A 26,053-nucleotide genomic window follows, 5' to 3' on the forward strand; every position below is an offset into this window, starting at 1 on the left:
AAAAAACATTAATCAATTTTAAAAATAAACGTCAAAAATAAGAAGACTTTAAGACTTTCGACTTTATGACTTTAAGACTCAAACAGAATGAAAACTATATTAAACAAATTAATCAATCACGAAGTGCTTACTAAAGAAGAAGCAAAAAACGTATTGATTAATATTTCAAGCGGTCAATACAATCCAAGTCAGATTTCGGCATTTTTGACCGTATTTATGATGCGAAGCATAACAATCGATGAACTTTCGGGTTTTCGTGAAGCTTTACTAGACTTGTGTATTCGCGTTGATTTATCAGCTTACAACACCATCGATTTATGTGGAACCGGCGGTGACGGAAAAGACACTTTTAATATCTCAACTCTAGCTTCATTTGTTTCGGCAGGAGCTGGAATTAAAGTTGCCAAACATGGAAATTATGGTGTTTCATCAATTTCAGGATCAAGCAATGTAATGGAAAAAATGGGAATTAAATTCAGCAACGATCCTTCATTTTTAGAAAAATGTATCGATAAAGCTGGTATTTGCGTTTTGCACGCTCCCCTATTTCACCCAGCAATGAAAAATGTTGGACCAATTCGTAAAGAATTAGCAGTAAAAACATTCTTCAATATGTTGGGACCAATGGTAAACCCATCATTTCCGCAAAACCAATTGGTTGGTGTTTTCAATCTAGAATTAGCTAGAATGTATGCTTATTTATATCAAAATACCAATGTAAATTTTACCATTTTGCATTCACTTGACGGCTACGATGAGATTTCTTTAACTGGTCCTACAAAAATCATAACAAGTCATATGGAAGGAATGTTGAATCCGGAAGATTTTAACGTTCGTCTTTTATCACAAACCGAAATCGAAGGTGGAAAAACGATCGAAGAATCGGCAGCAATATTCACCAATATTATTTCAGGAAAAGGAAACGAAGCCCAAAATAATGTGGTTTGTGCCAATGCTGCAATGGCAATTTCAACTGTTACAAAATGTTCTCCGCAAGAAGGATTTGAATTAGCAAAAGAAAGTCTTTTCTCTGGAAAAGGGCATCAAGCACTTAAAAAACTACAAGAGTTATCTCTTTAAAATTAAAAACTTAGTACCTCAGTACCTTAGAAACTTAGCACCTTAAAAAATGAATATTTTAGATAAAATAATTTTCGATAAACAAAGAGAAGTTGTTCTTAAAAAATCGATTATTCCAGTTTCGCAATTGGAAAGTTCAGTGTTTTTTGGAAGAGAAACAATTTCGTTAAGCCAAAAACTAAAAGCAAGTTCAACTGGAATTATTGCAGAACACAAACGTCGTTCTCCATCAAAATCAATTATAAATCAAAGTTTTACTGTCGAAGAAGTAGTTAAAGGATACGAAAATGCAGGAGCTTGTGGAATTTCTGTTTTAACAGACGGGAAATATTTTGGAGGTTCACTTGACGATTTACTTTTGGCAAGAGCGAGTGTAAATATTCCGCTTTTGCGAAAAGAATTTATTGTCGACGAATATCAGATTCTTGAAGCAAAAGCTTTTGGTGCAGATTTAATTCTTCTGATCGCAGCGGTTTTAACAAGAGAAGAAATAAAATCGCTGTCTCAGTTTGCAAAAAAACTAGGATTAGAGGTTTTATTAGAAGTTCATAATCAGGAAGAATTAGAAAAATCGATTATGCCTAGTTTAGATATGATTGGCGTAAACAACAGAAATCTAAAAACATTCGAAGTAAGCTTGGATTTCAGTAAACAACTGGCATCGCAAATTCCGGATGATTTTGTAAAAGTTTCTGAAAGCGGTATTTCGTCAATCGAAGCCATTCAAGAATTAAAGCCTTATGGATACAAAGGTTTCTTAATTGGAGAAAACTTCATGAAAACTGATAATGCTGGCAAAGCTGCAACGAATTTTATTAAACAGCTTTAAATTTTTGTTGCCACGAATTACACAAATTAACACGAATTGAATTAGTGGAAATTCGTGCAATTAGCAGCTAAAAAAAAGAAAACAAAATTAGTGTCTTAGCGCCTTCGTGGCAAAACAAATATAAAAATGAAACTCAAAATATGCGGTATGAAATACCCCGAAAACATTCTAGAAGTTGGAGCACTCCTGCCCGATTATATGGGATTTATTTTCTGGGAAAAGTCCGCGCGATATTTTAACGGAACCATTCCTGAACTCATAAAAACAGTCAAAAAAGTGGGTGTTTTTGTCAATCAAAGTCAGGAAGAAATTCTAGAAAAAACAGCAAATTACAATTTACAAGCCGTTCAGTTACATGGAAATGAATCGGTTGATTTTTTATCAGAACTAAAAAAACAACTGCCAAATAAAATCGAAATCATAAAAGTTTTTTCGGCCGATGAAAACTTCGATTTTGAAGTTATAAAACCCTTTGAAGCTGTCGCTGACTATTTTCTGTTTGACACAAAAGGCAAACTGCCGGGCGGAAACGGAACAACATTCGACTGGACTATATTAAAAAAATACAATTCGGATAAGCCATTCTTTTTGAGCGGCGGAATCGGGATTAACGAATTAAAAGCCATTGAAGAAATTTCAAAAACAAATTTACCTATTTATGCTGTCGATGTAAATAGTAAATTTGAAATCGAACCGGGGCTTAAAAACAAAAATCTATTTAGCAATTTCAAACGAAAATTTGATGTTGCCAACTTTTAAAATTGGAATAAAATGAATTTTAACGTTAACGAAAAAGGATATTACGGAGAATTTGGCGGAGCTTATATTCCAGAAATGCTATATCCAAATGTAGAGGAATTACGCCAAAACTACTTAAAAATTACCAGTGAACCAGGTTTTAAAGCTGAGTTTGATAAACTTTTAAAAGATTATGTTGGTCGTCCTAGTCCGCTTTATTTTGCGAATCGTTTATCTGAAAAATACAACACAAAAATTTACTTAAAAAGAGAAGACTTAAATCATACGGGCGCTCACAAAGTAAACAATACCATCGGACAGATATTAGTTGCCAGACGTTTGGGCAAAAAACGAATTATTGCCGAAACAGGAGCTGGTCAGCATGGTGTTGCAACTGCAACGGTTTGTGCTTTGATGGGAATGGAATGTATTGTTTACATGGGCGAAATAGATATTGCTCGTCAGGCTCCAAACGTAGCTCGTATGAAAATGTTAGGCGCAGAAGTTCGTCCAGCACTTTCGGGTTCAAGAACTTTAAAAGATGCTACAAACGAAGCTATTCGTGATTGGATTAATAATCCGGTTGACACGCATTATATTATTGGTTCGGCCATTGGACCTCATCCTTATCCAGATATGGTGACGCGTTTTCAAAGTGTAATTTCTGAGGAAATAAAATGGCAGTTAAAAGAAAAAGAAGGACGTGAAAATCCTGATTATGTAGTGGCTTGTATTGGCGGAGGAAGTAATGCAGCAGGAACATACTATCACTTTTTACATGAACCAGAAGTAGGTATTATTGCCGTTGAAGCAGCTGGAAAAGGTGTTGACAGCGGTCATAGTGCTGCCACAAGTAAGTTAGGAAAAGTAGGTGTTATTCATGGCTGTAAAACGCTCTTAATGCAAACTCCTGACGGACAAATTACAGAACCGTATTCTATTTCTGCAGGATTAGATTATCCAGGAGTTGGTCCTATGCACGCGCACTTGGCACAAACTGGACGTGGAGAATTTTTCTCTGTTACTGATGACGACGCTATGAATGCAGGTTTACAGTTAACAAAATTAGAAGGAATTATTCCGGCAATTGAAAGTGCACATGCCTTTGCAGTTCTAGATCAAAAGAAATTTAAACCTACAGATATTGTAGTAATCAGTCTTTCTGGCCGCGGCGATAAAGATTTAGATAATTATATTGATTATTTTAAATTGTAATAAAAATCGTAATTTGGAACGTTTTCCGCAGCAACGGATTAAAAGATATTTAACGCAGACAAATAACGAGAAAAATAATAATTATGGAACAGTTATTCTCTTACGGAACATTACGTTCAAAAGAAATTCAAATGCGAGTTTTTAATAAACTATTAACCGGAACTCCCGATCAGCTTCTTGGCTATAAATTAAAAAGTCTGAAAATTGAAGAAGAATTTGGAATGGCAGATTATGTTGTTGCAATAGCAAGTGAGAGCCTTGCAGATACAATTCACGGTGTAGTTTTTAATGTTACTCTTGCAGATTTAGCTAAAGTAGATTTATTTGAATCGAATGCTTACAAAAGGGTTAAAGTAACATTGAACTCTGGAATTTCTGCTTGGGTTTATACGGAAAATTAATAATTGTAAAAACAGAAAATGATTCTAGCTGCTGCGCAAACAAAACCAACGCGAGGAAATATTGAAACTAATCTACTGGATCATTATAGTCTAATTGAATTGGCAGTCCAAAATAAAGCGCAATTAATCGCTTTTCCCGAAATGTCGATTACTGGTTATGAAAGAGAAAATGCAAAAGAACTGGCTTTAAAAAAAGAAGATTCACGTTTGAATCATTTAAAAAAATTAGCTTTCGAAAATAACATTACAATTATTGCCGGTGCACCAATTGAAATTGAATCCAAATTGTTTATTGGCGAATTTGTAATTTCTCCAGACAATTCGGTTTCAATTTATACCAAACAGTTTTTACATGAGGGAGAAGATGAATTTTTTCAACCTTCTTTCGATTACAATCCAATGCTAGAAATTGAAAAACAAAAGATCTCATTTGCGATTTGTGCTGATATTGATAATCCGCTTCATCCAGAAAATGCTAAGAAAAAAGAAACTGATATTTATATAGCCAGTATTTTCTTTTCGCCAAACGGGATTCCGAATGCGTATCGCGATTTACAAAATTATGCTGAGAAACATAAAATGAATGTTTTGATGTCGAATTTCAGTGGAGAATCTTGGGGAAGTCCGTCAGCAGGTCAAAGTGCTTTTTGGAATAGTAAAGGAGAATTAGTTGGGCAAATGAATGAATCAGATTCTGGTTTATTAATCGTAGAAAAACAAAATGATAATTGGAAAAGTAAGGTTTTAAAAAATTAAAAATAATGCCACAGATTTCACTGATTCTCACAGATTAAATTATTTAAAAAATCATTGAACTCTTTTTAATCTGTGGCACAAAAAACATAACAATGAACAGAATAACTCAAAAATTACAAGAAGACAAAAAAATCCTTTCGATCTATTTTTCTGCGGGATATCCAAACTTAAATGATACCGTGCAGATCATTCAGGATCTAGAAAAAAACGGCGTTGACTTAATCGAAATTGGACTTCCATTTAGTGATCCTTTGGCAGACGGACCAACGATTCAGGCAAGTTCGACGCAAGCACTGCATAACGGAATGACGACTCAAATTCTTTTCGATCAGCTGCAAAACATCCGCGAAAGCGTAAAAATCCCGTTGATTATTATGGGATATTTTAATCCGATGTTACAATACGGAGTTGAAGCTTTTTGCAAAAAATGTGCTGAAATTGGCATTGACGGATTAATCATTCCAGATTTACCTGTTGATGTTTATGCTGATGAATACAAAGCAATTTTCGAAAAATACGGATTGCTTAACGTATTCTTGATTACACCCCAAACTTCGGAGGAACGTATTCGTTTTATTGACAGCGTTTCAAACGGATTTATCTATATGGTGAGTTCTGCAAGTGTGACAGGATCTCAAACTGGTTTTGGAAATGTTCAGGAAAGTTATTTTGAAAGAATTGCGAACATGAATCTGAAAAACTCTCAAATTGTAGGTTTTGGAATTTCGAATAAAGAAACTTTCAATCAAGCAACCAAATATGCAAAAGGTGCTATTATTGGAAGTGCTTTCATTAAACATTTAAGCGAAAATGGCAGCGGGAAAATTGCAGAATTTGTTGGAGAGATTCGATAAATTATATACAATAAACATATAGTTTGTCATTTCGACGAAGGAGAAATCTCCACTGCTAAATCGACAAAAATTAAAACTTTTGATTGCGGAGCAGCTTGCGGAGATTTCTCCTTCGTCGAAATGACAAAACAGAGCTATATAGCTGAAACGCCAAGTGTTTCAGCTTTTTTTTTGCAATAAATTACAGGACTATTTTATGTTAATATTGTGTTAAAATAAAATTAAACAAGTGTTTAATTTAAACAAGTGTTTAATTTTGCATTCGATTAGAAACAACATCATGTCACACATCGAACTAAACGATAAAAAAATTCAGATTCTAAACGTTGCCGAAAGGTTGTTTTCTGAAAAAGGATTTGAGGGGACGTCAATACGGGATATTTCGAAAGAAGCAAAAATCAACATTGCAATGATTTCGTATTATTTTGGGTCCAAAGAAAGATTACTGGAATCTTTAATTATTTACAAAACTTCGGATTTAAAATTACAACTCGAAAATTTATTACAAGAAAATCTGGAACCGATTGAAAAAGTCAATAAATTAATCGAAATTTACATTAACAGAATCAGTTGTAACAAAGGGATTTTCAGAGTTTTACATTTTGAAATTAACGCAAAAAAAAGAGAAAAAAGTTTTATTGCATTTACAGAATTAAAAAAAGGGAATCTAAAATCTGTTGAGAGTATTATTACTCAAGGTCAGGAAAAAGGTGTTTTTAGAAAAGATGTAATCATTCCGCTTATTACGCCAACTATCATAGGAACGTATTTTCACTTTCATATGAATAAACCTTTCTTCGTAGAGTTACTGAACTTAAATACAGAAGCATTGTACAATGATTACATTAAAACCAGTCTCACAAAGCACATTCAACAAACTATAAAAGCGCTACTTGTTTATGAAAATTAGTCAATTAATGCTCTTTGGAGTATTCTTTATCGGAATATCTTCAATAGAAGCACAAGAGAAAACAAGTTTAACCTTAGACGAAGCCGTAAAAATGGCTTGGGAAAAAAGCAACGAAGTTACGCTTGCCAATACTAAGGTAAACACTAAAAAACACGAGCTTACAGCCGTAAAAAACAATCAATATCCTGATTTAAAAGTTTCTGGTCAATATCAGCGTCTTACAAAAGCATCTATTGATATGCCTAATCAGGATAAAAGTGCTTCTTTAGCATCTCCTGATCGTGCAATGCTTGGAATGGCGAACTTGAGTTTACCTATTTTTGCAGGATTCAAAATTCAAAGCAGTATCGATGCTTACGATAACTTATACGAAGCAGAAACTGCCAATGCAGCAAAAACTAAAGAAGATGTTGCATTAAGAGTAATCACTTATTACACGGCATTATACAAAGCTCAAAAAACACTTGATGTTTTAAATGAGAATCAAAAAAGTGCTAAACAGCGTGTTACTGACTTTATAGAATTAGAGAAAAACGGAATTATTCCGAGAAACGATTTGTTGAAAGCACAGTTGTTGGTTTCAAAAACGCAATTATCTATTGATGAAGCTACAAACAACTTAAACAACATCAATTTTTATCTGACAACTTTATTGAAATTAGCTCCAGAAACAAAACTTCAGGTTAATGAGGATGATTTCTTTAATTTAAAAACAAACAATGCACCAACATCTGATGCGATTGCTTTGGAAAGCAGAAAAGATCTTGAAGCTGTTCGTTTGCAGCAAAAAGCTTCAGAGGCAAACATTAAAGTAGCAAAAGCTGGATATTATCCTTCTATTTCTTTACTTGGAGGTTACACTGCTTTTGATCTTAAAGATATTATAACGGTAAAATACGCTATGAACTTTGGTTTAGGTTTATCGTATGATTTATCGGGAATCTTAAAAAACAGCGCACACGTTAAAGAAGCCGAAAGCAGAGCTCTAGAAGTAAAAAACACTGAAGCAATTATGACTGATCGTATAAAGGTAGAAGTTCAAAAATCTATCGAAGATTATGATTTAGCGATCAATCAAAGTGTTGTTTACAATGAAGCATTGCAACAGGCTGCTGAAAACTATAGACTTGTAAAAGATAAGTTCGACAATGGTTTAGCAGATACCAATGATTTGGTTGAAGCCGATGTTGAGCAATTAAGTGCCAAAATTAACACCGCTGTTTCTAAAGCAGCAATTATTCAAAAATATTACGAGTTACTTTCAGTATCAGGACAATTATCACAATCATTCAATCTTTCTAAAATATAATCGACAGCTCTCATGGAAAAGAAAAAGACAAATAAAAAATTCATCATCATACTAACCGTTTTGGTTTTGGCGGGAGGAACATACGGAATATCTAAATACCTACACGCTCAAGGACACGAAGAAACGGATGATGCTCAAATTGAGAAAAGAATGAATCCGATTATTCCTAGAGTTTCAGGATATATCAGTAAAGTATATGTGAAAGATAATGATTATGTAAAAAAAGGAGATACTTTATTTACTATCGATAAGAGAGACTATCAATTAAAAATTGATGAAGCAAATGCTGCTTTGTTAGGAGCGGAAGGACAATACGAAGCTGCAAAAGCAGATATTGGAAGTGCATATGCAAGTATTTCTGTTTCTGATGCAAATATGAAATCTGCAAGCGGTTCTATCGAAAGCGCAAAAATTAGATTGAGACAACTTACAAACGATTATAACCGTTATAATAATTTGTATAAAACACATACTATTACAAAACAACAATATGAGCAAGCTTTAACTGCAAAGGAAGAAGCTGAAAATCAAGTACGTGTTTTACAACAACAACAAAGAGCAAGTTCTTACCAAAAATCGGTAATTGAGTCTAAATCAAAAGCTTCTGATAAACAAACAGAAGTTGCTGCAGCAAACATCAAAAAAGCAAAAACAATGCTTGATGTTGCTCACTTAAACCTTTCTTATACTGTAGTTACTGCAGCGATTGACGGTCAGGTTTCAAAAGTTGATATTCAGCCGGGACAATTGGTACAACCGGGACAATCTTTGTTTTACATCATCAATAATAACGAAGCTTGGGTTGTAGCAAACTTTAAAGAAACACAATTAAACAAAATGATTGTAGGTCAAAAAGTAAGTTTAAAAGTTGATGCTTACCCTAACTATGAGTTTAAAGGTACAGTAACTTCTTTCTCTCCAGCAACAGGATCTCGTTTTTCATTATTACCTCCTGATAATGCAACAGGAAACTTCGTAAAAACAATTCAGAGATTACCAGTAAAAATTAGTTTAGATGAATCAAACGATCCTGAAAAAGTAAAACTTTTAAGACCAGGAATGAATGTTGATGTAGACGTACATTTAAAATAAAACATGGCAGGAGCAGTACAAGCAGACGACGATTTAGTAGAATACGGTTATAGACGTGTTATCATTACGATTACGGCAGTACTTTGTGCACTGCTGGAAATTGTTGATACGACGATTGTAAACGTAGCGCTGACAGACATGCGCGGAAGTCTTGGTGCTACCTTGACTGATGTGGCATGGGTAATTACAGCATACGCAATTGCGAATGTTATTGTAATACCGATGACGAGCTGGCTATCACAGCAATTTGGAAGACGTAATTATTTTGTGGCTTCTATCATTATATTTACGGTCTGTTCTTTTTTGTGTGGTAATGCCACAAATATTTGGGAACTTGTAGCCTTCCGATTCGTACAAGGTATGGGTGGAGGAGCATTACTAGTAACAGCCCAAACAATTATTACTGAAAGTTACCCAGTTGCAAAACGTGGAATGGCACAAGCTATTTACGGAATGGGTGTAATTGTTGGACCTACTCTTGGACCGCCTTTGGGAGGTTATTTAGTAGATAATTATTCTTGGCCTTATATTTTCTATATCAATATTCCGTTAGGGATTATCGCTACTATTTTGGCTTTAACTTTTGTGAGAAGTCCTAAGTATGGCGAAAAACTGAAAGCTAATCAGGTTGACTGGTGGGGAATTATTTTGTTGAGTGCCTTTATTGGTTCTTTACAATTCGTACTAGAACACGGACAGCAAGACGATTGGTTTAACGATCCACTTATTGTAACTTTAAGTGTTGTTACGGTTCTTGGATTAATATTATTTATTTGGAGAGAGCTAACCTATAAATATCCAATCGTAAACTTAAGTGTTTTAAAAGATGGAAATTTAAGAATTGGAACTGTAATGTGTTTTATTCTTGGTTTCGGTTTATACGGATCAACATTGATTATCCCAATTTACACGCAATCAATTTTAGGATGGACAGCTACTGATGCAGGATTATTATTAATTCCAGGATCTATTACCACAGCTCTTATGATGCCATTTGTAGGTAATATGATTCAGAAAGGTGTTCCTCAAGGGTATATGGTTGGAGTAGGATTCTTTATTTTCTTCTTGTTTACCTTTATGATGTACAGCCGTATGACTCCAGACACAGGTGTTGAACATATGTACTGGCCTTTAATTTTAAGAGGAATTGGTTTAGGATTACTTTTTGTTCCTATTACAACACTTTCGCTTTCGACTTTAAAAGGAAAACATATTGGTGAAGGAGCCGCATTTACTGGAATGATGCGTCAATTGGGCGGATCTTTTGGTATTGCGATTATTACCACTTTTATCACACGTTTTAGTCAAACACACAGAGTAGATCTAATAAACAACTTAGATCCTGCAAAATATGATGTGCAGCAACGTATTACAGGAATGCAGCACGCTTTTATGGCAAAAGGATACAGCGCAGATGTTGCTTTAAAGAAAGCGTATCAAGCGATAGAATATTCCGTAATGAAGCAAAGTACCGTAATGGCTTACATGGATATTTTCTTATATCTCGGAATCATGTTTTTATGTTGCATACCGATTATTCTCTTTATCAAAAAAGGGAAGAACAAAATTAGTGCAGCCGACGCAATGCATTAATAATAATAATTTTATAATACGCAGAAACGCCGAATTCATCATTTAGAATTCGGCGTTTATTTTTTTAATTTAACCGCAAAGTGCGCAAAGGTTTTATTTATAAGAAGCCATAAAAACGCAAAGCTCGCAAAGCTTTGTAATAAAAACTTTGCGAACCTTGCGTAAATCATTGCGTTCTTTGCGGTTAAAAACCTAAGAACCTTAGTATCTTAGAACCTCAGCTCCTTAAAAAGTTATCTTGTAAAAACCAAGTGATTTCCTTTTGAAAGATTAGCATCAAACTGATATCCTTCATAATTAAATCCTTTTAAGTCGTCGATAGTTTCTGCATTGGTATCAATTATATAACGTACCATCATGCCTCTCGCCTTTTTTGCAAAGAAACTGATCATTTTTAATTTCCCATCTTTGTAATCTTTAAAGTCTGGCGTAATTACTGGAACTTTCAAAGCTTTTACATCAACTGCCGAAAAATATTCATTACTTGCTAAATTCACGAACAATTCGTCTTTTTTCAATTCTTTATTTAAAGCTTTTGTAACCACAGGTTTCCAAAACTCATGAAGGTTTTTATATTCACCAACCGGCATTTTTGTTCCCATTTCTAAACGATACGCCTGCATTAAATCAAGAGGTTTTAAAAGTCCGTAAAGTCCAGATAAAATTCTAAGTTTATCTTGAAGTACCTCTAATTTTTCTAATGGTATTGTATAAGCGTCTAAACCAGTGTAAACATCTCCATCAAAAGTAAAAACCGCAGGACGTGCATTCTCTGGTGTAAAAGGCGTTTTCCATTCTTGATTTCGTTTCCAGTTTAAATCGGCAAGTTTACTTGAAATTGACATCAACTCCGATAATTCAGCTGGCTTTTTTTGTTTTACAACTTTATGAACCACTCGCGCTTCCTTTAAAAATGATGGTTCTGTATATTGAGAAGTTGGTAATTCTTTTTCAAAATTTAAAGACTTCGCTGGCGATATAACTATTTTCATTTGTGCTTTTTTGTATGATTCAAAAATACAAATTGCATTTCTAAAAATTGATTATCCTAATTGATTTGTTCGATGAAGATATAATTACTCTATATGTAAAGTTCCAGAGGAACGAAATATTTATAGAATTAATATCCGTTTAAAGAAATAAAGCTCCAGCGGAGCGGCAGATTCTTTATAAAAACAAATGTCGCTCCTCTGGAGCTTTAAATGAAACCTATAAATAAATCCTATAAATATTTTGCTCCGCTGGAGCATTCTCAATTCAAAAACCTTCAACTAATGTAATTTGCGGCAACCCTTTTTCTCAATTCATAAAAATCAACATCAAAAACTATTAATTTCTTCAAAAAAGTGAGCCATAGATTGTAATAGGCATTTTCTATGTTGTAAATTTGCATGCGTTTCACTTCTTAGAAGTATGAAATGTATTTTTATTTAAAAATTAGTGAATTCGTGGCTATACAAACAAATTATAAAACTGCTTTACAAAATAAAATTTTCGATATCATCTCGAAAGCTTCTCAGGAACTAAATGTTGACAGCTATGTTATTGGCGGTTTTGTTAGAGATTTACTTTTAAATCGAGGTTCTAAAAAAGATATTGATGTTGTAGCGGTTGGCAGCGGAATCGAATTGGCTTTAAAAGTTTCTGAATTACTTCCAAACAAACCAAAAGTTCAGGTTTTTAAAACTTATGGAACTGCAATGTTACGTTTTGAAGACACTGATATTGAATTTGTTGGCGCCCGAAAAGAATCTTATAATTTCGACAGCCGAAATCCAATTGTAGAAAACGGAACACTTCAGGATGATCAAAACCGTCGTGATTTTACGATCAATGCATTGGCTTTATCTTTAAACGAAAACAACTTTGGAGATCTTTTAGATCCTTTTGACGGTTTGAAAGATTTAGAAAATAAAACGATAAAAACTCCGCTGGATCCAGATATTACTTATTCTGATGATCCGCTTCGAATGCTTCGTGCGATTCGTTTTGCAACACAATTGAATTTTGAAATTGAAGAAAATTCATTGAATGCAATTACTAAAAATGCTGATCGTATTAAAATTATTTCAGGTGAGAGAATTGTTGACGAATTAAATAAAATTCTTTCAACAGATAAACCTTCAACCGGATTTTTACTTTTATATAAAACAGGACTTTTAGATTTAATTTTACCTGAATTAACAGCGTTGAATCAGGTCGAAGAAATTGAAGGTCATACTCATAAAAACAACTTTTATCATACACTTGAAGTGGTTGATAATATTTGTCCAAATACAGATGATGTCTGGCTGCGCTGGTCGGCATTATTACATGATATTGGAAAAGCACCAACCAAACGCTTCAGCAAAAAGCAAGGCTGGACTTTTCATGGACATGAATTTTTGGGCGGAAAAATGGCGAAGAAAATCTTCGAACGCCTGCACATGCCTTTGAACCATAAAATGAAATTTGTTCAAAAAATGGTTATTATGAGTTCTCGTCCAATTGTTTTGGCGCAGGATATTGTTACCGACAGCGCAGTTCGTCGTTTGGTTTTTGACGCTGGTGAAGATGTTGAAAATTTAATGACTTTGTGCGAGGCTGATATTACAACCAAAAATCCATCGAAATTCAAGAAATACCATAAAAACTTTGAAATCGTTCGCAAGAAAATTGTAGAAGTTGAAGAGCGCGATCACGTTCGTAATTTTCAGCCGCCAATTTCTGGTGAAGAAATTATGGCAATTTTCAATTTACAACCATCACGTGAAATTGGAGTTTTGAAAGAAGCGGTGAAAGAAGCAATTCTAGAAGGCGACATTCCGAATGAATATCAGGCGGCTTATGATTTTGTAATTAAAAGAGCCGAAAAAATGGGCTTAAAAAAAATATAAGAATAAGTATTTAATAAAATGAAAAAAGAGAATAAATCAGTAATCATTTGGTTGCTTTCAGGCTGTGTTTTATTATTTTTAATGGTAGTCGTTGGCGGAATTACCCGTTTGACAAATTCAGGTTTATCAATGACCGATTGGCATTTGGTAACCGATACTTTCCCACCTTTAACAGATGCAAAATGGAATGAGGCTTTTGAGCAGTACAAGAAGTTTCCTGAGTATCAAAAAATCAATATTCATAACGATTTTCAACTTTCAGATTATAAATTTATTTATTTCTGGGAATGGTTTCACCGTTTCATCGGGCGCATTATTGGTTTGGTATTTTTTGTTCCTTTTGTTTATTTCTTAATCAAAAAGAAATTAGATACTGCAACGATCAAAAAGTGTATCGTACTTTTGGCAATGGGCGGTTTTCAAGGTTTCCTTGGATGGTTTATGGTTCGAAGCGGTTTAATTGACAATCCAGATGTAAGTCATTTTAGACTTTCGCTGCATTTAACTTTTGCTTTTATAACTTTTGCTTATACACTTTGGGTAGCGTTGGATTTGATTTATCCTGAAAGAAATATCAACAAAATATTACCATTACGCACTATTGCACGTTATGCTTTGGCCGCTTTATTAATACAAATTATTTATGGCGGGTTTGTTGCTGGATTAAATGCAGGATTAATTCACAATCACTGGCCTTTAATGAGCGATGGAGAATTTATGCACGAATCAGTTCTTATCGAACAATCAAGTTTAATAAAAAATTTAATTGAAGGTAAAAGCGGTGTTCAATTTGTTCACAGAACTTTTGCTTATGTAGTAGTTGCAATTATACTTTTTCTTTATTTTAGAAGTAAAAAATACACGCTTACCAATACACAGTCAAACGGAATCAAAACTTTGGTAGTATTTGTATTTATACAGTTTCTTCTAGGGGTTTTCACTTTATTATACAGTGTGCCTTTGGCTTTAGGATTAATTCATCAGATTATGGCATTTTTCCTTTTAAGCGCAATGACTTTTACATTGCATCGATTGAGTAAATAAATTCGAAATATATTTACACAAAAAAAGCTGTCTCAAAAGGACAGCTTTTTTGCTGTATAGATTATTGACAAATTTATTCTTCGATAAACCCCAGCGGGGTAAAATATTTATAGAGATACAATTCGATAAATAATAAAGCTCCGGAGGTGCGACATAAATTATAAACATTCATTCTTTGCTATAAATATTTAGCTTCTCTGAAGCTTACAAAAAAAGCTGTCCTTTTAAGACAACCTTTTTTTTGCGACATAGATTTTAATTAAATGAATTAAAATCATCTGAATTTCTATATTTTGATTTAGATTTTACCCAAGCCAAGTTTTGAAATCTTGTACTTTTTCTCGGCTTACTATTACCTGATCTTCTTTGTAAGTTGGTAAGATAACTTTTAAACGAGAATTTGTATAGACCTGAATTTCTCTAATTGCCTGAAGCGGTACAATAAATTTTCTGCTTACGCGAAAGAAATCCTTTTTATCTAATTCCTGTTCCAGGATTTCTAAAGTCGAATCGATTAAATAGTTTCTATTATCAAAAGTATGTATGTATGTTCCTTTGTTTTCACTAAAAAAACATTCGATTTCTTCGGTTGTTATTACTTTTAAATGTTGTCCTATTTTAACGGTAAATCTCTTTTTGAAACTTTTCTCAAAAGGATTCGACAACATTTGACGTATCTGCTCAAAGTCTAACTGAAGATTCTGATTTCCTGAATCTGTTTTAGGAATTCGTGCTTTATACTTTACAACTGCAGCTTCTAGATCGTCTTCATCAATTGGTTTTAAAAGATAATCAATACTATTCAGTTTAAACGCTTTCAAAGCATACTCATCGTAAGCTGTGGTAAAAATTATGGCGCTTTGAATATTTATTTTTTCAAAAATCTCAAACGATAAACCATCTGATAGCTGAATATCTAGAAAAATTAAATCTGGATGTTCATTATTTGTAAACCAATGAAGTGATTCCTCTACAGAATGCAGCATTGTTTTTACAGTTATATCTAATTTTTCAAGTTTTCGCTGTAATAAACGTGCAGCTGGTTTTTCGTCTTCTATAATTAATGTGGTCATTTAATGCGGTACAAAGTTTAAAATATACAAGTTAAAATTACTCCCATTTTTTCTTATTCTGAGCTTCTTTTTCCATATATTTTTGGATTTTTCTATCTTCCCAATCTTTATTAAAGAAAATATCTGGGCCAAAAACGGTAAAGGCATGAATGGCTAAAGCAATTCCCCAATAAAATGCGGTTGAATAAACTTCCCAATCTCCAAAGCCTCGTATTTCAATACGATTGCCTATGAAACCATTATTTAAATTTGAAATAATGATAATGATATTCACTATAATGTAAACCTTAAGATGCGAGTAAAATCCTTTTATTCTTCTTACTTTTCTGTACGCAGCATTAAAGCTTTCATCAGTACTAAATTCATCTCCATATTCTTCATACATACGTCTTCTAAATCGTCCCATTTTATTTTGATTTAAAAATTATTGCCATTTATTTTTATTCCATTTTTCTTTTTCCATAAACTCTTTGATTTTCTTTTCTTCCCAGTCTTTTCCTAAAACCGGAAATACGTCAAAAACCCTTAATCCATGAAAAACTACTCCAATTCCCCACCACAACAAAGGCCAAAAAAACCATAAATATTCTGGTGATGTGTATAAATTAACGAAAATCAAAATCGCATTTACAAATACATAAGATGCCAAATTTCCATAAAAACCTTTAATATCTCCGACTTTCTTTTTCGCCAAAAAATATTTATCCTCTTCACTGTATTTCATTTCCATGATTACTCCCATTTTTGTTTTTTTTCTCTTTTTTCTAAAATACTTTTCATTTTACGTTTCTCCCATTTATCTCCAAAAATTTTAGCTGAGACAAATAAATCGATGGCTGAACCAAAGAAAACGGTTGACCAAAGAATCATTACAATTCCATTTAAAAATTTAGCAGGAAACACATTCAAAGGCAGTTTATAATACTCTTTCAAAATAAAGAGCACTAACGCAATAAAGTAAAAGAATGAATGAATATAGAATGATTTAAGCTTTACAACCTTTTTACTAGCCAACTGCTGTAATTCATATTCTTCTTGATCACTATTATAATTTGCTTTCATCTTTAGTTTGAAGTTTTTTGATTTTTCTCTTTCTCTAAAATCTCTTGAATTTTTCGTTCTTCCCATTCTTTATTAAAAAACGGTGAGTATCCAAAAACTTTCAATCCATGAAAAACAACTCCTATTCCCCAGCCTCCAATACACCAAATAAACCATAAGTATTCTGGCGAAGTTATAAGATTGATAACAACTAAAACTACGGTTACGAAAATAAAAACGGTCAAATGTTCGTAAAACCCTCTAATTTCTTTTACTTTTTTCTGAGCTTGATAATACCGTTCCGTTTCTGTATAATTTGGTTTCATGATTACTTCCAGGTTTGCTTACTTTTTTCTTTCTCTAAAATCTCTCGAATTTTTCTTTCTTCCCAATCTGAACTGTAACCATACACTTTAAAAGCATGCATTACAACTCCAAATCCCCAGCCCAAAGCTGAAAACCAAAACCACTGAAATCCTGGAGAGTATCTTAAATTAATAAAAGCTAATATTGGAACAACACAGCAATATGAAATTACATTTCCATAAAACCCTTTTAATTCTTCTACTCTTTTTTTAGCTCTAAAATAAGCTTTCGTTTCATCGTTATAATCTGCATTTGTTTCCATAACGTTAATTTGTTTTGTTAAGATTGGAATCTTAACTGTGAAATTTTTCTCATCTTGTTCGATCATCACATTTCTGTTAGTTACAATTGCATATCGACTTACAATATTCTGTAATCCAACTCCTTGTCTATCTTGAAGAACTTCCTTTTTCTGAAGATCGTTTTGAATGGCTAAATAATCTCCATCAATAAAAATTCGAATGTGAAGCGGTTTTTGCTCACTTACCACATTATGTTTTACCGTATTTTCGAGTAAAAGTTGTAATGAAAGCGGAACTACTTTTGCGTCTGGATTTATATTTTCAACTGGCAATTCGTAGAATAAACTATTTTCAAAACGCATTTTCAGCAGATTCATATAGGTTTTTGCAAACGACAATTCATCTTCTACAGAAACCAATTCTTTATCTTTCTGCTCCAAAACGTAGCGGTAAATTTTTGATAACGAAGTAGTAAAACGCTGTGCATTATCTGGATTTTCTTCGATCAAAGAACTTAAAACATTTAAGCTGTTAAAAAGAAAATGAGGATCGATCTGATTTTTCAAACTCTCGAATTGTGCATTTGCTGTTCCTGCTATAATTTTTTGCTGCGTTATTTCAATTTTAGAAGCTTGTTTCCATTTTACCATAAAACTTCTGGCTTGCATGAAAGTAGAAACTCCTAACGAAAGAATGATATAAAAAAGATGCACCCAAAGCATTCTTCCTCCTAAAAACACGTCTAAAGTTACGTTTTGCAAAACAACAAAAATGAAATAGTTTATCCCTAAAACTACAGGAACCGTGTACAAAACAGTTACCAAGATCCCGTAGTAAACTCTTAAATTTGTCTGCTCCAGCCAGTCCCATTTTTTATCTAAAAGAACATTAATATAGCCATTTCCAAAACCTAATCCGAAAGAATAAAGGCAGCTTATAAAAAAAGTAACAAGAACATTTTTAACATTTAAATCCTCTCCTAAAAAAGCTGAAAATATAAGGGCAAAAACCATGGCTATTTTAAAGCAAACGATTGTTCCGCTTTTTATATCAGAAAATGTGTTTCTATGGTCTTTCATTATAATCCGCTTAATTTATTACTATTTTTATTTACAAGTTTTTTGAACTTCTAATGCTCTTTCTAAACCCCATTTTGGAGAGAAAGGCGTTTCAGGTTTAAAAGTACCAAAAAGTTCGATAGATCTGTTAACTTGTTCGCAAAGTGGTTTTGTCTCAACCCCTGTCCATTTTGCTCCTCCCAACTGATAATCAGCTTCGCCAAAAACAGCTCTCGGATTATTTGGATCTAATGCTTTTGCAGTTGCATAAGCTTCCATCACTTTAGCCGAATATTTCATTCCGTTTGTCATTGGATCTGAAGCTACATAAGCTGTGTAAATTAAAGCCTGCATAACATATAACTCTGAATTATTTAAATCTTTAATCATTTCAGCATCAATAGCATCTTGCGCTTTTGTCAATAACAAATCAATTTTAGTTTTATCTTTTTCTTTAAAAGCCGATGTAGTGTTGATTAAAGCTACATAATAATTTGGCAGATAACTTGTTTTTTCCGCCGCCGCAATTCTTTCAAACAATGCCGAAGCATCAGCATTTTTTCCTTCTTTCCAAAGCCCAAAAGCTTTTGTCATTCCTTGTTCAAACTGTGTTTGTGCAGATAATAAACTGCAGATAAATAATGTGATAATGGTAATAATTTTGGTCATGATTTCTTTTTTTTAAGGTTGTTGTTTTTAGGTTCTGAGTTGCTAAGGTTCTAAGATTTTTCTTTGTGTATTAGAATCTTAACTTCTCCATTTTAATTGATGATTAAAACTTTTTTTTAGGTTCAAAACTGTTAAGTTACAGAGGTTAATTTTATTACTACTATTCATAAAACTCTGAACCTTTGTTACTTTGATTCTTTGTCCCTATTAATTTATACTTCAAAAGTATGTTGGATTTTACTGTTTTAAAATTAAATGATACTGAGTTGTTGATTTTTGCTGCTGAATTGTTTTTTTCTTAAGATTCAAAGGTTCATAGTTGCAAAGAGGCAAAGTTTTTTCTTTTTATACTCAGAGGAACAACGTTTTTTTTTACATTTTAAAACCTCTGCAACTCTGAACCTTTGCAGCTCTGAACCTCAAATTAAAGGTTCTTCAACTGATTCTCATTTTTATTCTGGCTGATAGTCCAAAAGAAACCAATAAAGAAAAATCGATCTGCGGTTGGCACTACGGCTTGTCTTTGATACACTCCGTTTGGATCTGGTAATTTTGCATAATCATATCCAAAAACATTCTGTGTTCCCAAAATATTCGAAACGGAGAAATAAAGGATTTTTTGTGTTGTTAATATATATGCCCAGTTGAAACTCAAACTATTGTATGACTTTGTTTTTCCGCTCATAAATTGTGTCTGATTCGGATCATTGTAAGGACGTCCTGAACTATAGTTATTTGTAAAACCTATTTGTGATTTCCAATCCGTAATAAAATATTTTGTTACTACAGATAAAGTATGATTTGCAATAAAACTTGGCGTAGCCATTGTTGGATAATTCTTGTATTGTCGTTCAGAATCGATATAAGAATACGAAATCCAATATTCTAAGTTTTTGTACAAATTACTGTCTCTCCAATATAATTCTAAACCTTTTGCATAACCTGAACCGTTATTATTAAAGACTGAATTGTATTTAATATCTCTTGTGTCATACTGAACTAAATTCCTGTAATCTTTATAATAAAGGTCTGCTCTAAAAATCTGTCCCGGTTTTGTAAACTGATAATTCAAAATATAATGACTTGCTTTTTCGCTTTCAAACTGATGGTATTTTGAATATTTAATATAATCTACAACTGGTGTTTGAGAAAAATCTCCGTAAGCAAATGAAAGCTGGCTGGTTTTTGAAAACTTATAGGCTATTGAAGCTCTTGGCGCAATATTATTTTCATTTAATAAACTATTGTTCGAATATCTTAAACCAACTTTCATTGCCAATCTTTTAGAAAATAAAATATCTCCTTCTGTATAAGCCGCAAAAATGTTAGAATCATATCCGTTTGTAACATTGATAGAAATATTGTCATTAAAATTTTCATCGAATTTTGTAATGAAATAATCCGCTCCAAAAGACAATTTAAAATAATTCGAAACTTTTTTGCCAAACTTCAATTTCAATTGCGCTGCATTTTCATCAGCATCAATATCATTTATATCATATTTTGTTTTGTTTTTACTGTATCCGTAACTAATTCCTGAAGTTAACTGCCATCCAGTTCCAAAAGTTCCTTTATAAGAAGAATTCAAATAAAAATTATTGTTATTCAAATCTGTTCTGATAGGTTTTTCGAAGTTGATATTTTTCTGATTTAAATCGAATTTCTCCGAATCAAAAGCGGCGTAAAGTTTAAAGATTCCGTTTGTAAAATTATATCTGTAAACCGTTTCACCTCCCAGAGATTGATACGGATTATTCCAATCTACATTTTGAGGAATCACTGCCTGATATGGCGCTAAGTTTATGTAAGCCATATTTACACTCAACGAGCTTTTTTTCATTTTTTGAGTATGTCCTAAACTCAAACCTACAGTCATTAAACCAATATCTGTTTTATTATGATCTGCTTCGTCCTGCGTATTTAAAAGTAAAACACTCGATAATGCTTCGCCATATTCTGCAGAATAACCTCCAGTCGAAAAAGAGATTCCGCTAAACAACATTGGAGAGAAACGGCTTCGAGTTGGTAAATTATTTGTTGTCGCTCCGTAAGGCTGCGCAACTCTAATTCCATCTACAAAAGTCTGAGTTTCGTTTGCTTCTCCACCACGAACAAACAAACGCCCGTCTTCACCAACAGATTGTGTTCCTGGTAAAGTTTGTAATGCTGCCACAATATTTCCATTCGAACCTGCTGTCGTAAGAATATCTAAAGGTTTTAAAACTGAAACTCTTGCTTTATCTCCAGATTCTAAAGTTCCTGCTGTGATTACAACAGCATCAAGTGTATTTATATTTTCTCTTAGTTTAACTGTTTGATCTTTATAATTTGTTACATCAATTTCTTTCTTGTAGGTTTCAAAAAGCAAAAAACTCACTACAAGAAATTGATTTCCAGTCGCACTTGTTTCAAAAGAAAACTCACCTGTTGCAGAGCTTGTTGCTCCGTCATATGTTCCGTCTAAGTAAATATTAGCACCTTGAACAGGTCTTCCTTTTTGGTCCAGCACTTTTCCCGAAATCGTATTTTGAGCAAAAATAAATGCGGTAAAAAATAAAAAGGTAATTGTAAAAAATAACTTGGTTTTCATAACATTGGTTTTTGTTACAGCAAATGTATTTTAACATTCAGCGTTAAAAAATATATAATAACCGAACTGTAGAAATTTATGTCTGAGTTGTAATTTACTTTATTTGTATATTAGCTTTGAATTGCAAAACTATCAATTATGTCAGAAAGCAAGAGAATTTCAAATCTATATCAATCCATTTATAATGGAAATCCATGGCTGGAAGTTACTTTGGCACATACTTTAGAAAATGTAAGTGCTGAACAAGCTTACAAGAAACCAAATCCTAATTTAAACACGATTTGGGAAATTGTAAATCACCTGATACAGTGGAGAAGAAACATTTTAAAACGTGTTCAGGGAGAAACAATCCTAACGCCGGATCATAATTATTTTGTTCCCGTTTTAGATCCGTCCGAAGCCGCTTGGGAGCAATCACTTCAAAATTTGGCTAAATCACAAGAATCATGGAATTCGTTTTTTGAGGATTGTGACGATGCTGATCTGGCAAAAATATATGCTGCAAACAATCACACGTTCTACGAACATATACACGGTATAATTCAGCATGATGTTTATCATTTAGGGCAGATTGTTATTTTGAAAAAACTTCTTTAAAAATAGTGTTATGAAAAACTCTCTCTTTTTATTCGTTTTTTTACTGCTAAATGCAATTGGATTTGCGCAGGAAACTGAAGTTAAATTTGATGAAAATTTAGCCAAATCTTTGAATGCAGATGAATATGGAATGAAAAAATATGTTTTCTGTTTATTGAAATCTGGAACAAACAAAACGGCCTCAAAAGAAGAAACCAAAAAACTTTTTGAAGGTCATATGGCAAATATCAACAAACTAGCCAAAGAAGGAAAACTGGTTGCTGCCGGTCCTTTTATGAAAAACGATCGAAATTATCGCGGCATTTATATTTTTAATGTAGAAACTGTTGACGAAGCAAAAGCTCTTGTTGCGACAGATCCAGCCATAAAAGCCAATTTGCTTGAAGCCGAATTAACACCGTGGTATTCGAGTGCGGCTTTGCAGGAAACGGTAAAAATACATGAGAAAATTGCCAAGACAAAAATGTAATCTCTTTATATGAAAACAGAAAAAGAAAAAATGATTGCGGGAGAATATTACTTACCAGGAGATCCTGTTTTAGTAAAAGACCGCCGAAAAGCAAAAATATTATTGCATACATTAAATGTAAAAGAATACCGCTTGACTAAAAAAGCAAAAGAAATTTTAAAAGAATTAATTCCTAATTCTGGAAGTAATTTTTATATCGAACCTCCTTTTCATTGCGATTATGGGTACAATATAACTTGCGGTGACAATGTTTATTTTAATGTTAATTGTGTTGTTCTTGATAGTTGTCCAGTAAATATTGGATCAAATGTTTTTTTTGCACCAAATGTTCAAATCTACACCGCAACTCATCCGCTTGATGCTGAATTGAGAAAATCTTTAGAAAACGCAGAACCAATTTCAATTGGCGACGATTGCTGGATTGGCGGAAATTCCGTTATTTGTCCCGGCGTAACAATTGGCAAAGGTTGTGTTATTGGTGCAGGATCCGTTGTTACAAAAGATATTCCTGATAATTCTCTTGCCGTTGGAAATCCTGCCAAAGTAATTCGAAAATTAAATCAAGAACCTCAACAAAAAAACTAATGCTTACCTTAAATAAAATCCATCATATTGCCATTTTATGCTCGGATTATCAAAAATCTAAAATTTTTTATACTGAGATTTTAGGACTCTCTATTATTAGAGAAATCTATCGTGAAGAACGCCAATCGTACAAACTTGATTTGGCATTAAATGGCATTTATGTAGTAGAGTTATTCTCTTTTCCAAATCCGCCGCAGCGTCCTTCAAGACCAGAGGCAGTTGGTTTACGACACTTGGCATTTGAAGTAATTAATTTAGAAGAAACTATTGCTTTCTTAACTTCAAAAAACATAGAAGCTGAACCTATCAGAATAGATGAAACGACCGAAAAACGTTTTACATTTATTGCTGATCCCGATTTATTACCAATTGAGTTTTATGAGAGATAGAAACTAAGTTTCAAAGGTGCAGAGGCTCAAAGGTACAAAGGTTTTTCTCCTTTTTTTATTTTATAGAACAGCTTGAAATAAGAATCTTTGAACCTTTGCTGCTTTGAATCTTTGCCCCTAAACAACCGATATATAAAGAAAAACACACTGAAAGAATTTTCTTATTTATATATATTTTAACACACTATATTGAAGATTTTCTATTAAAAACCGATTTTGATGCTTAATTTTGTAATCCGCATAAAAAACCTGCGACTTACTTCTGATGAACAAAACGGCGAAAATCAAAAAAAATCATCAATTTATCAAATTCCGAAAATTAGTTATTGTATCTGTTTTAATTGGCTTTTTATCTGCCTTTTTAGGAATTTCACTTAAAAAAATCACTGAATATTACGAAGAAATCTTCTTTCACGAAGTATCGGTTCATCCAATATTCTACATTATTTTTCCAGTTTTCGGATTGTCTGTAATTTATTTCCTGAGACAATATCTCTTTAAGAAAAAAGAAAATAAAGGAATTAAAGAGGTTTTTGAAAGTACAAAAACCAAAAAAAATCTTCCTTCTTATAAAATTCCATCACATTTTATAAACGGTTTAATCACTGTTATTTTTGGCGGATCAACAGGAATAGAAGTTTCTACAGTTGTAGCTACTGCAACTATTGGATCTGTTGCTCATGAAAAAGAAAATGTCTTCCGTCAATATAAAACAGAATTAATTTGTGCGGGTGTTGCTGCTGGAGTTACAGCTCTTTTCAGCAGTCCAATTGCAGGAATCCTGTTTGCTTTCGAAGTTATTTCAAGAAAAGTAACTCGTGCATTTATTATTTCCAATGTAATTGCTGTTTCAATTGCATTCGGTTTACTTTCGATTTTAAAAGAAGAACCTCTATTTGCCGTGTCAATTACAACTTGGCATCTAAAAGCAATTCCGTATTTTATTCTTTTAGGAATTTTAGCTGGAATGAATTCTGTGTATTTAACACGATGTGTATTGTTCTTCAAATCTCAATTTGGAAAAATAGATACTCATTATTATAAAATCCTTATTGGCTCTGTAGTTTTAAGCATCTCATTATTTGTTTTTCCACAATTATATGGAGAAGGTTATCATGCTATAAAAGCTATTTTTGGAAACTCGGCCGAAATCCCATTAACCATAACATTAGCTTTAACATTTATTGGTATTTTAATTCTTAAACCAATCGTTACCTCAATTACATTGGCTTCTGGCGGAGACGGCGGCGTTTTTGCACCAAGTCTTTTTATTGGTGCCTTTTTAGGATTATTACTCGCATCTGTTTTAAATACCTTTTTCAATCTGCATGTAATTCCAGTAAACTTTATGATTATTGGTATGGCAGCAGTATTAAGCGCAAGTATTCATGCGCCCTTTACGGCAATATTTTTAGTATGCGGTTTAACAAACGATTATACATTGTTTTTACCAATTCTTGTTGTGTGTTTAATTTCTAAATACACTGCAAAAATGATTTATCCTCATACTGTTTATACTTATGCTCCAAGTTTAACAAAATAGCAATTCAGAAACCAACTCACAAATCTCACAGATTTAAATACTAATCTTTAACCCTTTCTTAGTAAAATATACAAACATTAAATAATTATGCCCACTCCTAGAATTAAAAGAAGCTATCGCAAAACTCGTTATATTCTTTATAAAGAAACTTTAATTGACTACAAAGAACATTTTTGGTCATTTCTCGGATCATTTGTTGGCATTGGTATTTTAGCTTATGTACAATCTATACATTTTACAGGAAATGACGCTGTTTATTTAATTGGTTCTTTTGGAGCCTCAAGCGTTTTGGTTTACGGAATTATTCAAAGTCCATTTTCACAGCCAAGAAATTTAGTTGGCGGACACGTAATTTCGGCTTTCATAGGCGTTACAGTTCATAAACTAGCACCAGATATTATCTGGATCGCTGCACCTTTGGCAGTTTCACTTGCGATAATTTTTATGCAGATTACAAAAACTCTGCACCCGCCAGGAGGCGCAACAGCTTTGATTGCTATTATTGGCTCAGATAAAATTAAAGCTTTAGGATATTTTTATGTTGTTTCGCCGGTTCTTGTGGGAACTCTTATTTTACTTTTGACTGCTCTGCTTTTTAACAATATGACATCAAGCAGAAGTTATCCTAGTCATAGTACCTACCACAAACATTATCATAAAATCAAAAAGAGATTAACTGGTAAGTCATAAATGCTCTTGTGAACTTTTCATAACCTTGCAGCTGCTATTTTCGG

The 26,053-nt window shown here is 33.0% G+C and carries 28 protein-coding genes; 19 read left to right on the plus strand and 9 right to left on the minus strand.

Annotation, left to right across the window (positions count from 1 at the left end; genetic code table 11):
• Positions 1 to 87: 87 nt before the first annotated feature.
• The 11 genes from trpD to B0A81_RS00510 all read left to right on the plus strand — a co-directional run bounded on the left by trpD (position 88) and on the right by B0A81_RS00510 (position 10,777).
• Positions 88 to 1,080 carry an anthranilate phosphoribosyltransferase gene (gene trpD, locus B0A81_RS00460; protein WP_089056178.1) on the plus strand — a complete coding sequence of 331 codons (993 nt, stop codon included), beginning with the start codon at positions 88 to 90 and terminating at the stop codon, positions 1,078 to 1,080.
• 49 nt (positions 1,081 to 1,129) lie between these two features.
• Positions 1,130 to 1,909 (plus strand): indole-3-glycerol phosphate synthase TrpC, encoded by a 780-nt coding sequence (gene trpC / locus B0A81_RS00465; protein ID WP_089056179.1) that lies wholly within the window; start codon positions 1,130 to 1,132, stop codon positions 1,907 to 1,909.
• A gap of 126 nt (positions 1,910 to 2,035) precedes the next feature.
• Entirely contained in the window at positions 2,036 to 2,668 is a 633-nt protein-coding gene (locus B0A81_RS00470; RefSeq protein WP_089056180.1) for a phosphoribosylanthranilate isomerase, read from the plus strand.
• A gap of 12 nt (positions 2,669 to 2,680) precedes the next feature.
• Positions 2,681 to 3,862, plus strand: a complete 1,182-nt coding sequence (trpB, locus tag B0A81_RS00475; RefSeq protein WP_089056181.1) for a tryptophan synthase subunit beta — start codon at positions 2,681 to 2,683, stop codon at positions 3,860 to 3,862.
• Positions 3,863 to 3,945: 83 nt separating this feature from the next.
• Positions 3,946 to 4,263, plus strand: a complete 318-nt coding sequence (locus B0A81_RS00480) for a gamma-glutamylcyclotransferase family protein (protein ID WP_089056182.1) — start codon at positions 3,946 to 3,948, stop codon at positions 4,261 to 4,263.
• A gap of 18 nt (positions 4,264 to 4,281) precedes the next feature.
• On the plus strand, positions 4,282 to 5,019 hold the full coding sequence (locus tag B0A81_RS00485; protein ID WP_089056183.1) for a carbon-nitrogen hydrolase family protein: 738 nt from the start codon (positions 4,282 to 4,284) through the stop codon (positions 5,017 to 5,019).
• 92 nt (positions 5,020 to 5,111) lie between these two features.
• Entirely contained in the window at positions 5,112 to 5,873 is a 762-nt protein-coding gene (gene trpA / locus B0A81_RS00490) for a tryptophan synthase subunit alpha (RefSeq protein WP_089056184.1), read from the plus strand.
• A 280-nt stretch (positions 5,874 to 6,153) separates the two neighbouring features.
• Positions 6,154 to 6,783, plus strand: coding sequence for a TetR/AcrR family transcriptional regulator (locus tag B0A81_RS00495; RefSeq protein WP_089052992.1), 630 nt, complete (start codon positions 6,154 to 6,156; stop codon positions 6,781 to 6,783).
• On the plus strand, positions 6,773 to 8,092 hold the full coding sequence (locus tag B0A81_RS00500; protein ID WP_089056185.1) for a TolC family protein: 1,320 nt from the start codon (positions 6,773 to 6,775) through the stop codon (positions 8,090 to 8,092). Before B0A81_RS00495 ends, B0A81_RS00500 begins: the two co-directional genes overlap by 11 nt.
• Before the next feature lie 12 nt (positions 8,093 to 8,104).
• Positions 8,105 to 9,184, plus strand: coding sequence for an HlyD family secretion protein (locus B0A81_RS00505; protein WP_089056186.1), 1,080 nt, complete (start codon positions 8,105 to 8,107; stop codon positions 9,182 to 9,184).
• A gap of 3 nt (positions 9,185 to 9,187) precedes the next feature.
• Positions 9,188 to 10,777 (plus strand): MDR family MFS transporter, encoded by a 1,590-nt coding sequence (locus B0A81_RS00510; RefSeq protein ID WP_089056187.1) that lies wholly within the window; start codon positions 9,188 to 9,190, stop codon positions 10,775 to 10,777.
• 233 nt (positions 10,778 to 11,010) lie between these two features.
• Here the strand turns inward: B0A81_RS00510 and yaaA are convergent, their stop codons facing one another.
• Entirely contained in the window at positions 11,011 to 11,769 is a 759-nt protein-coding gene (gene yaaA, locus B0A81_RS00515) for a peroxide stress protein YaaA (RefSeq protein ID WP_089056188.1), read from the minus strand.
• Positions 11,770 to 12,195: 426 nt separating this feature from the next.
• On the opposite strand from yaaA, the gene B0A81_RS00520 reads away from it, so the two are divergent.
• Together B0A81_RS00520 and B0A81_RS00525 are read left to right on the plus strand one after the other, a co-directional pair.
• A complete protein-coding gene (locus B0A81_RS00520) occupies positions 12,196 to 13,653 on the plus strand; it encodes a CCA tRNA nucleotidyltransferase (protein WP_089056189.1) in 1,458 nt (485 codons plus the stop codon).
• An 18-nt stretch (positions 13,654 to 13,671) separates the two neighbouring features.
• Positions 13,672 to 14,697: a COX15/CtaA family protein gene (locus B0A81_RS00525; protein WP_089056190.1), complete on the plus strand. Its 1,026-nt coding sequence runs from the start codon at positions 13,672 to 13,674 to the stop codon at positions 14,695 to 14,697.
• Between the two features lie 305 nt (positions 14,698 to 15,002).
• Here B0A81_RS00525 and B0A81_RS00530 read toward each other — a convergent pair whose 3' ends face one another.
• From B0A81_RS00530 to B0A81_RS00565, 8 genes are all read right to left on the minus strand, one after another.
• The gene (locus B0A81_RS00530) at positions 15,003 to 15,770 is read right to left on the minus strand and encodes a LytR/AlgR family response regulator transcription factor (RefSeq protein ID WP_089056191.1); all 768 of its coding nucleotides are present in this window, start codon (positions 15,768 to 15,770) and stop codon (positions 15,003 to 15,005) included.
• A 37-nt stretch (positions 15,771 to 15,807) separates the two neighbouring features.
• Complete coding sequence (locus tag B0A81_RS00535) at positions 15,808 to 16,176, minus strand: 2TM domain-containing protein (protein WP_089056192.1); 369 nt, start codon at positions 16,174 to 16,176, stop codon at positions 15,808 to 15,810.
• A gap of 18 nt (positions 16,177 to 16,194) precedes the next feature.
• Positions 16,195 to 16,500 carry a 2TM domain-containing protein gene (locus B0A81_RS00540; protein ID WP_244281191.1) on the minus strand — a complete coding sequence of 102 codons (306 nt, stop codon included), beginning with the start codon at positions 16,498 to 16,500 and terminating at the stop codon, positions 16,195 to 16,197.
• 2 nt (positions 16,501 to 16,502) lie between these two features.
• Complete coding sequence (locus B0A81_RS00545; protein WP_089056194.1) at positions 16,503 to 16,832, minus strand: 2TM domain-containing protein; 330 nt, start codon at positions 16,830 to 16,832, stop codon at positions 16,503 to 16,505.
• Between the two features lie 2 nt (positions 16,833 to 16,834).
• Entirely contained in the window at positions 16,835 to 17,137 is a 303-nt protein-coding gene (locus tag B0A81_RS00550) for a 2TM domain-containing protein (protein WP_089056195.1), read from the minus strand.
• A gap of 2 nt (positions 17,138 to 17,139) precedes the next feature.
• Positions 17,140 to 18,498, minus strand: coding sequence for a histidine kinase (locus B0A81_RS00555; protein ID WP_089056196.1), 1,359 nt, complete (start codon positions 18,496 to 18,498; stop codon positions 17,140 to 17,142).
• Between the two features lie 27 nt (positions 18,499 to 18,525).
• A complete protein-coding gene (locus B0A81_RS00560; RefSeq protein ID WP_089056197.1) occupies positions 18,526 to 19,146 on the minus strand; it encodes a hypothetical protein in 621 nt (206 codons plus the stop codon).
• A gap of 424 nt (positions 19,147 to 19,570) precedes the next feature.
• Entirely contained in the window at positions 19,571 to 21,736 is a 2,166-nt protein-coding gene (locus B0A81_RS00565) for a TonB-dependent receptor (RefSeq protein WP_089056198.1), read from the minus strand.
• Between the two features lie 138 nt (positions 21,737 to 21,874).
• Here B0A81_RS00565 and B0A81_RS00570 point away from each other — a divergent pair, with 138 nt between their 5' ends.
• The 6 genes from B0A81_RS00570 (at position 21,875) to B0A81_RS00595 (ending at position 26,009) form a co-directional block, all read left to right on the plus strand.
• Positions 21,875 to 22,333 (plus strand): DinB family protein, encoded by a 459-nt coding sequence (locus tag B0A81_RS00570; protein ID WP_089056199.1) that lies wholly within the window; start codon positions 21,875 to 21,877, stop codon positions 22,331 to 22,333.
• Positions 22,334 to 22,343: 10 nt separating this feature from the next.
• Entirely contained in the window at positions 22,344 to 22,802 is a 459-nt protein-coding gene (locus B0A81_RS00575; RefSeq protein ID WP_089056200.1) for a YciI family protein, read from the plus strand.
• Between the two features lie 9 nt (positions 22,803 to 22,811).
• A complete protein-coding gene (locus B0A81_RS00580; RefSeq protein ID WP_089056201.1) occupies positions 22,812 to 23,387 on the plus strand; it encodes a sugar O-acetyltransferase in 576 nt (191 codons plus the stop codon).
• The gene (gene gloA2, locus B0A81_RS00585; RefSeq protein WP_089056202.1) at positions 23,387 to 23,776 is read left to right on the plus strand and encodes an SMU1112c/YaeR family gloxylase I-like metalloprotein; all 390 of its coding nucleotides are present in this window, start codon (positions 23,387 to 23,389) and stop codon (positions 23,774 to 23,776) included. The genes B0A81_RS00580 and gloA2 overlap by 1 nt, the downstream gene beginning before the upstream one ends.
• A 265-nt stretch (positions 23,777 to 24,041) precedes the next feature.
• Complete coding sequence (locus B0A81_RS00590; protein ID WP_089056203.1) at positions 24,042 to 25,319, plus strand: chloride channel protein; 1,278 nt, start codon at positions 24,042 to 24,044, stop codon at positions 25,317 to 25,319.
• Positions 25,320 to 25,406: 87 nt separating this feature from the next.
• Complete coding sequence (locus tag B0A81_RS00595; protein ID WP_089056204.1) at positions 25,407 to 26,009, plus strand: HPP family protein; 603 nt, start codon at positions 25,407 to 25,409, stop codon at positions 26,007 to 26,009.
• Positions 26,010 to 26,053 lie beyond the last annotated feature (44 nt).

Origin of the sequence: Flavobacterium plurextorum (assembly GCF_002217395.1) — a bacterium.
Lineage (GTDB): Bacteria > Bacteroidota > Bacteroidia > Flavobacteriales > Flavobacteriaceae > Flavobacterium > Flavobacterium plurextorum.

Coding starts and splice junctions, on each gene's coding strand:
- B0A81_RS00500 (WP_089056185.1), top strand. CDS start 6,773: ATGAAAATTAGTCAATTAATGCTCTTTGGAGTATTCTTTATCGGAATA.
- B0A81_RS00555 (WP_089056196.1), bottom strand. CDS start 18,498: ATGAAAGACCATAGAAACACATTTTCTGATATAAAAAGCGGAACAATC.
- B0A81_RS00535 (WP_089056192.1), bottom strand. CDS start 16,176: ATGGGACGATTTAGAAGACGTATGTATGAAGAATATGGAGATGAATTT.
- B0A81_RS00520 (WP_089056189.1), top strand. CDS start 12,196: ATGTATTTTTATTTAAAAATTAGTGAATTCGTGGCTATACAAACAAAT.
- B0A81_RS00560 (WP_089056197.1), bottom strand. CDS start 19,146: ATGACCAAAATTATTACCATTATCACATTATTTATCTGCAGTTTATTA.
- B0A81_RS00510 (WP_089056187.1), top strand. CDS start 9,188: ATGGCAGGAGCAGTACAAGCAGACGACGATTTAGTAGAATACGGTTAT.
- gloA2 (WP_089056202.1), top strand. CDS start 23,387: ATGCTTACCTTAAATAAAATCCATCATATTGCCATTTTATGCTCGGAT.
- B0A81_RS00505 (WP_089056186.1), top strand. CDS start 8,105: ATGGAAAAGAAAAAGACAAATAAAAAATTCATCATCATACTAACCGTT.
- B0A81_RS00590 (WP_089056203.1), top strand. CDS start 24,042: ATGAACAAAACGGCGAAAATCAAAAAAAATCATCAATTTATCAAATTC.
- trpD (WP_089056178.1), top strand. CDS start 88: ATGAAAACTATATTAAACAAATTAATCAATCACGAAGTGCTTACTAAA.
- trpA (WP_089056184.1), top strand. CDS start 5,112: ATGAACAGAATAACTCAAAAATTACAAGAAGACAAAAAAATCCTTTCG.
- B0A81_RS00550 (WP_089056195.1), bottom strand. CDS start 17,137: ATGAAACCAAATTATACAGAAACGGAACGGTATTATCAAGCTCAGAAA.
- B0A81_RS00485 (WP_089056183.1), top strand. CDS start 4,282: ATGATTCTAGCTGCTGCGCAAACAAAACCAACGCGAGGAAATATTGAA.
- B0A81_RS00470 (WP_089056180.1), top strand. CDS start 2,036: ATGAAACTCAAAATATGCGGTATGAAATACCCCGAAAACATTCTAGAA.
- B0A81_RS00565 (WP_089056198.1), bottom strand. CDS start 21,736: ATGAAAACCAAGTTATTTTTTACAATTACCTTTTTATTTTTTACCGCA.
- yaaA (WP_089056188.1), bottom strand. CDS start 11,769: ATGAAAATAGTTATATCGCCAGCGAAGTCTTTAAATTTTGAAAAAGAA.
- B0A81_RS00570 (WP_089056199.1), top strand. CDS start 21,875: ATGTCAGAAAGCAAGAGAATTTCAAATCTATATCAATCCATTTATAAT.
- B0A81_RS00480 (WP_089056182.1), top strand. CDS start 3,946: ATGGAACAGTTATTCTCTTACGGAACATTACGTTCAAAAGAAATTCAA.
- B0A81_RS00545 (WP_089056194.1), bottom strand. CDS start 16,832: ATGAAAGCAAATTATAATAGTGATCAAGAAGAATATGAATTACAGCAG.
- B0A81_RS00595 (WP_089056204.1), top strand. CDS start 25,407: ATGCCCACTCCTAGAATTAAAAGAAGCTATCGCAAAACTCGTTATATT.
- B0A81_RS00530 (WP_089056191.1), bottom strand. CDS start 15,770: ATGACCACATTAATTATAGAAGACGAAAAACCAGCTGCACGTTTATTA.
- B0A81_RS00540 (WP_244281191.1), bottom strand. CDS start 16,500: ATGGAAATGAAATACAGTGAAGAGGATAAATATTTTTTGGCGAAAAAG.
- B0A81_RS00580 (WP_089056201.1), top strand. CDS start 22,812: ATGAAAACAGAAAAAGAAAAAATGATTGCGGGAGAATATTACTTACCA.
- trpB (WP_089056181.1), top strand. CDS start 2,681: ATGAATTTTAACGTTAACGAAAAAGGATATTACGGAGAATTTGGCGGA.
- B0A81_RS00495 (WP_089052992.1), top strand. CDS start 6,154: ATGTCACACATCGAACTAAACGATAAAAAAATTCAGATTCTAAACGTT.
- trpC (WP_089056179.1), top strand. CDS start 1,130: ATGAATATTTTAGATAAAATAATTTTCGATAAACAAAGAGAAGTTGTT.
- B0A81_RS00575 (WP_089056200.1), top strand. CDS start 22,344: ATGAAAAACTCTCTCTTTTTATTCGTTTTTTTACTGCTAAATGCAATT.
- B0A81_RS00525 (WP_089056190.1), top strand. CDS start 13,672: ATGAAAAAAGAGAATAAATCAGTAATCATTTGGTTGCTTTCAGGCTGT.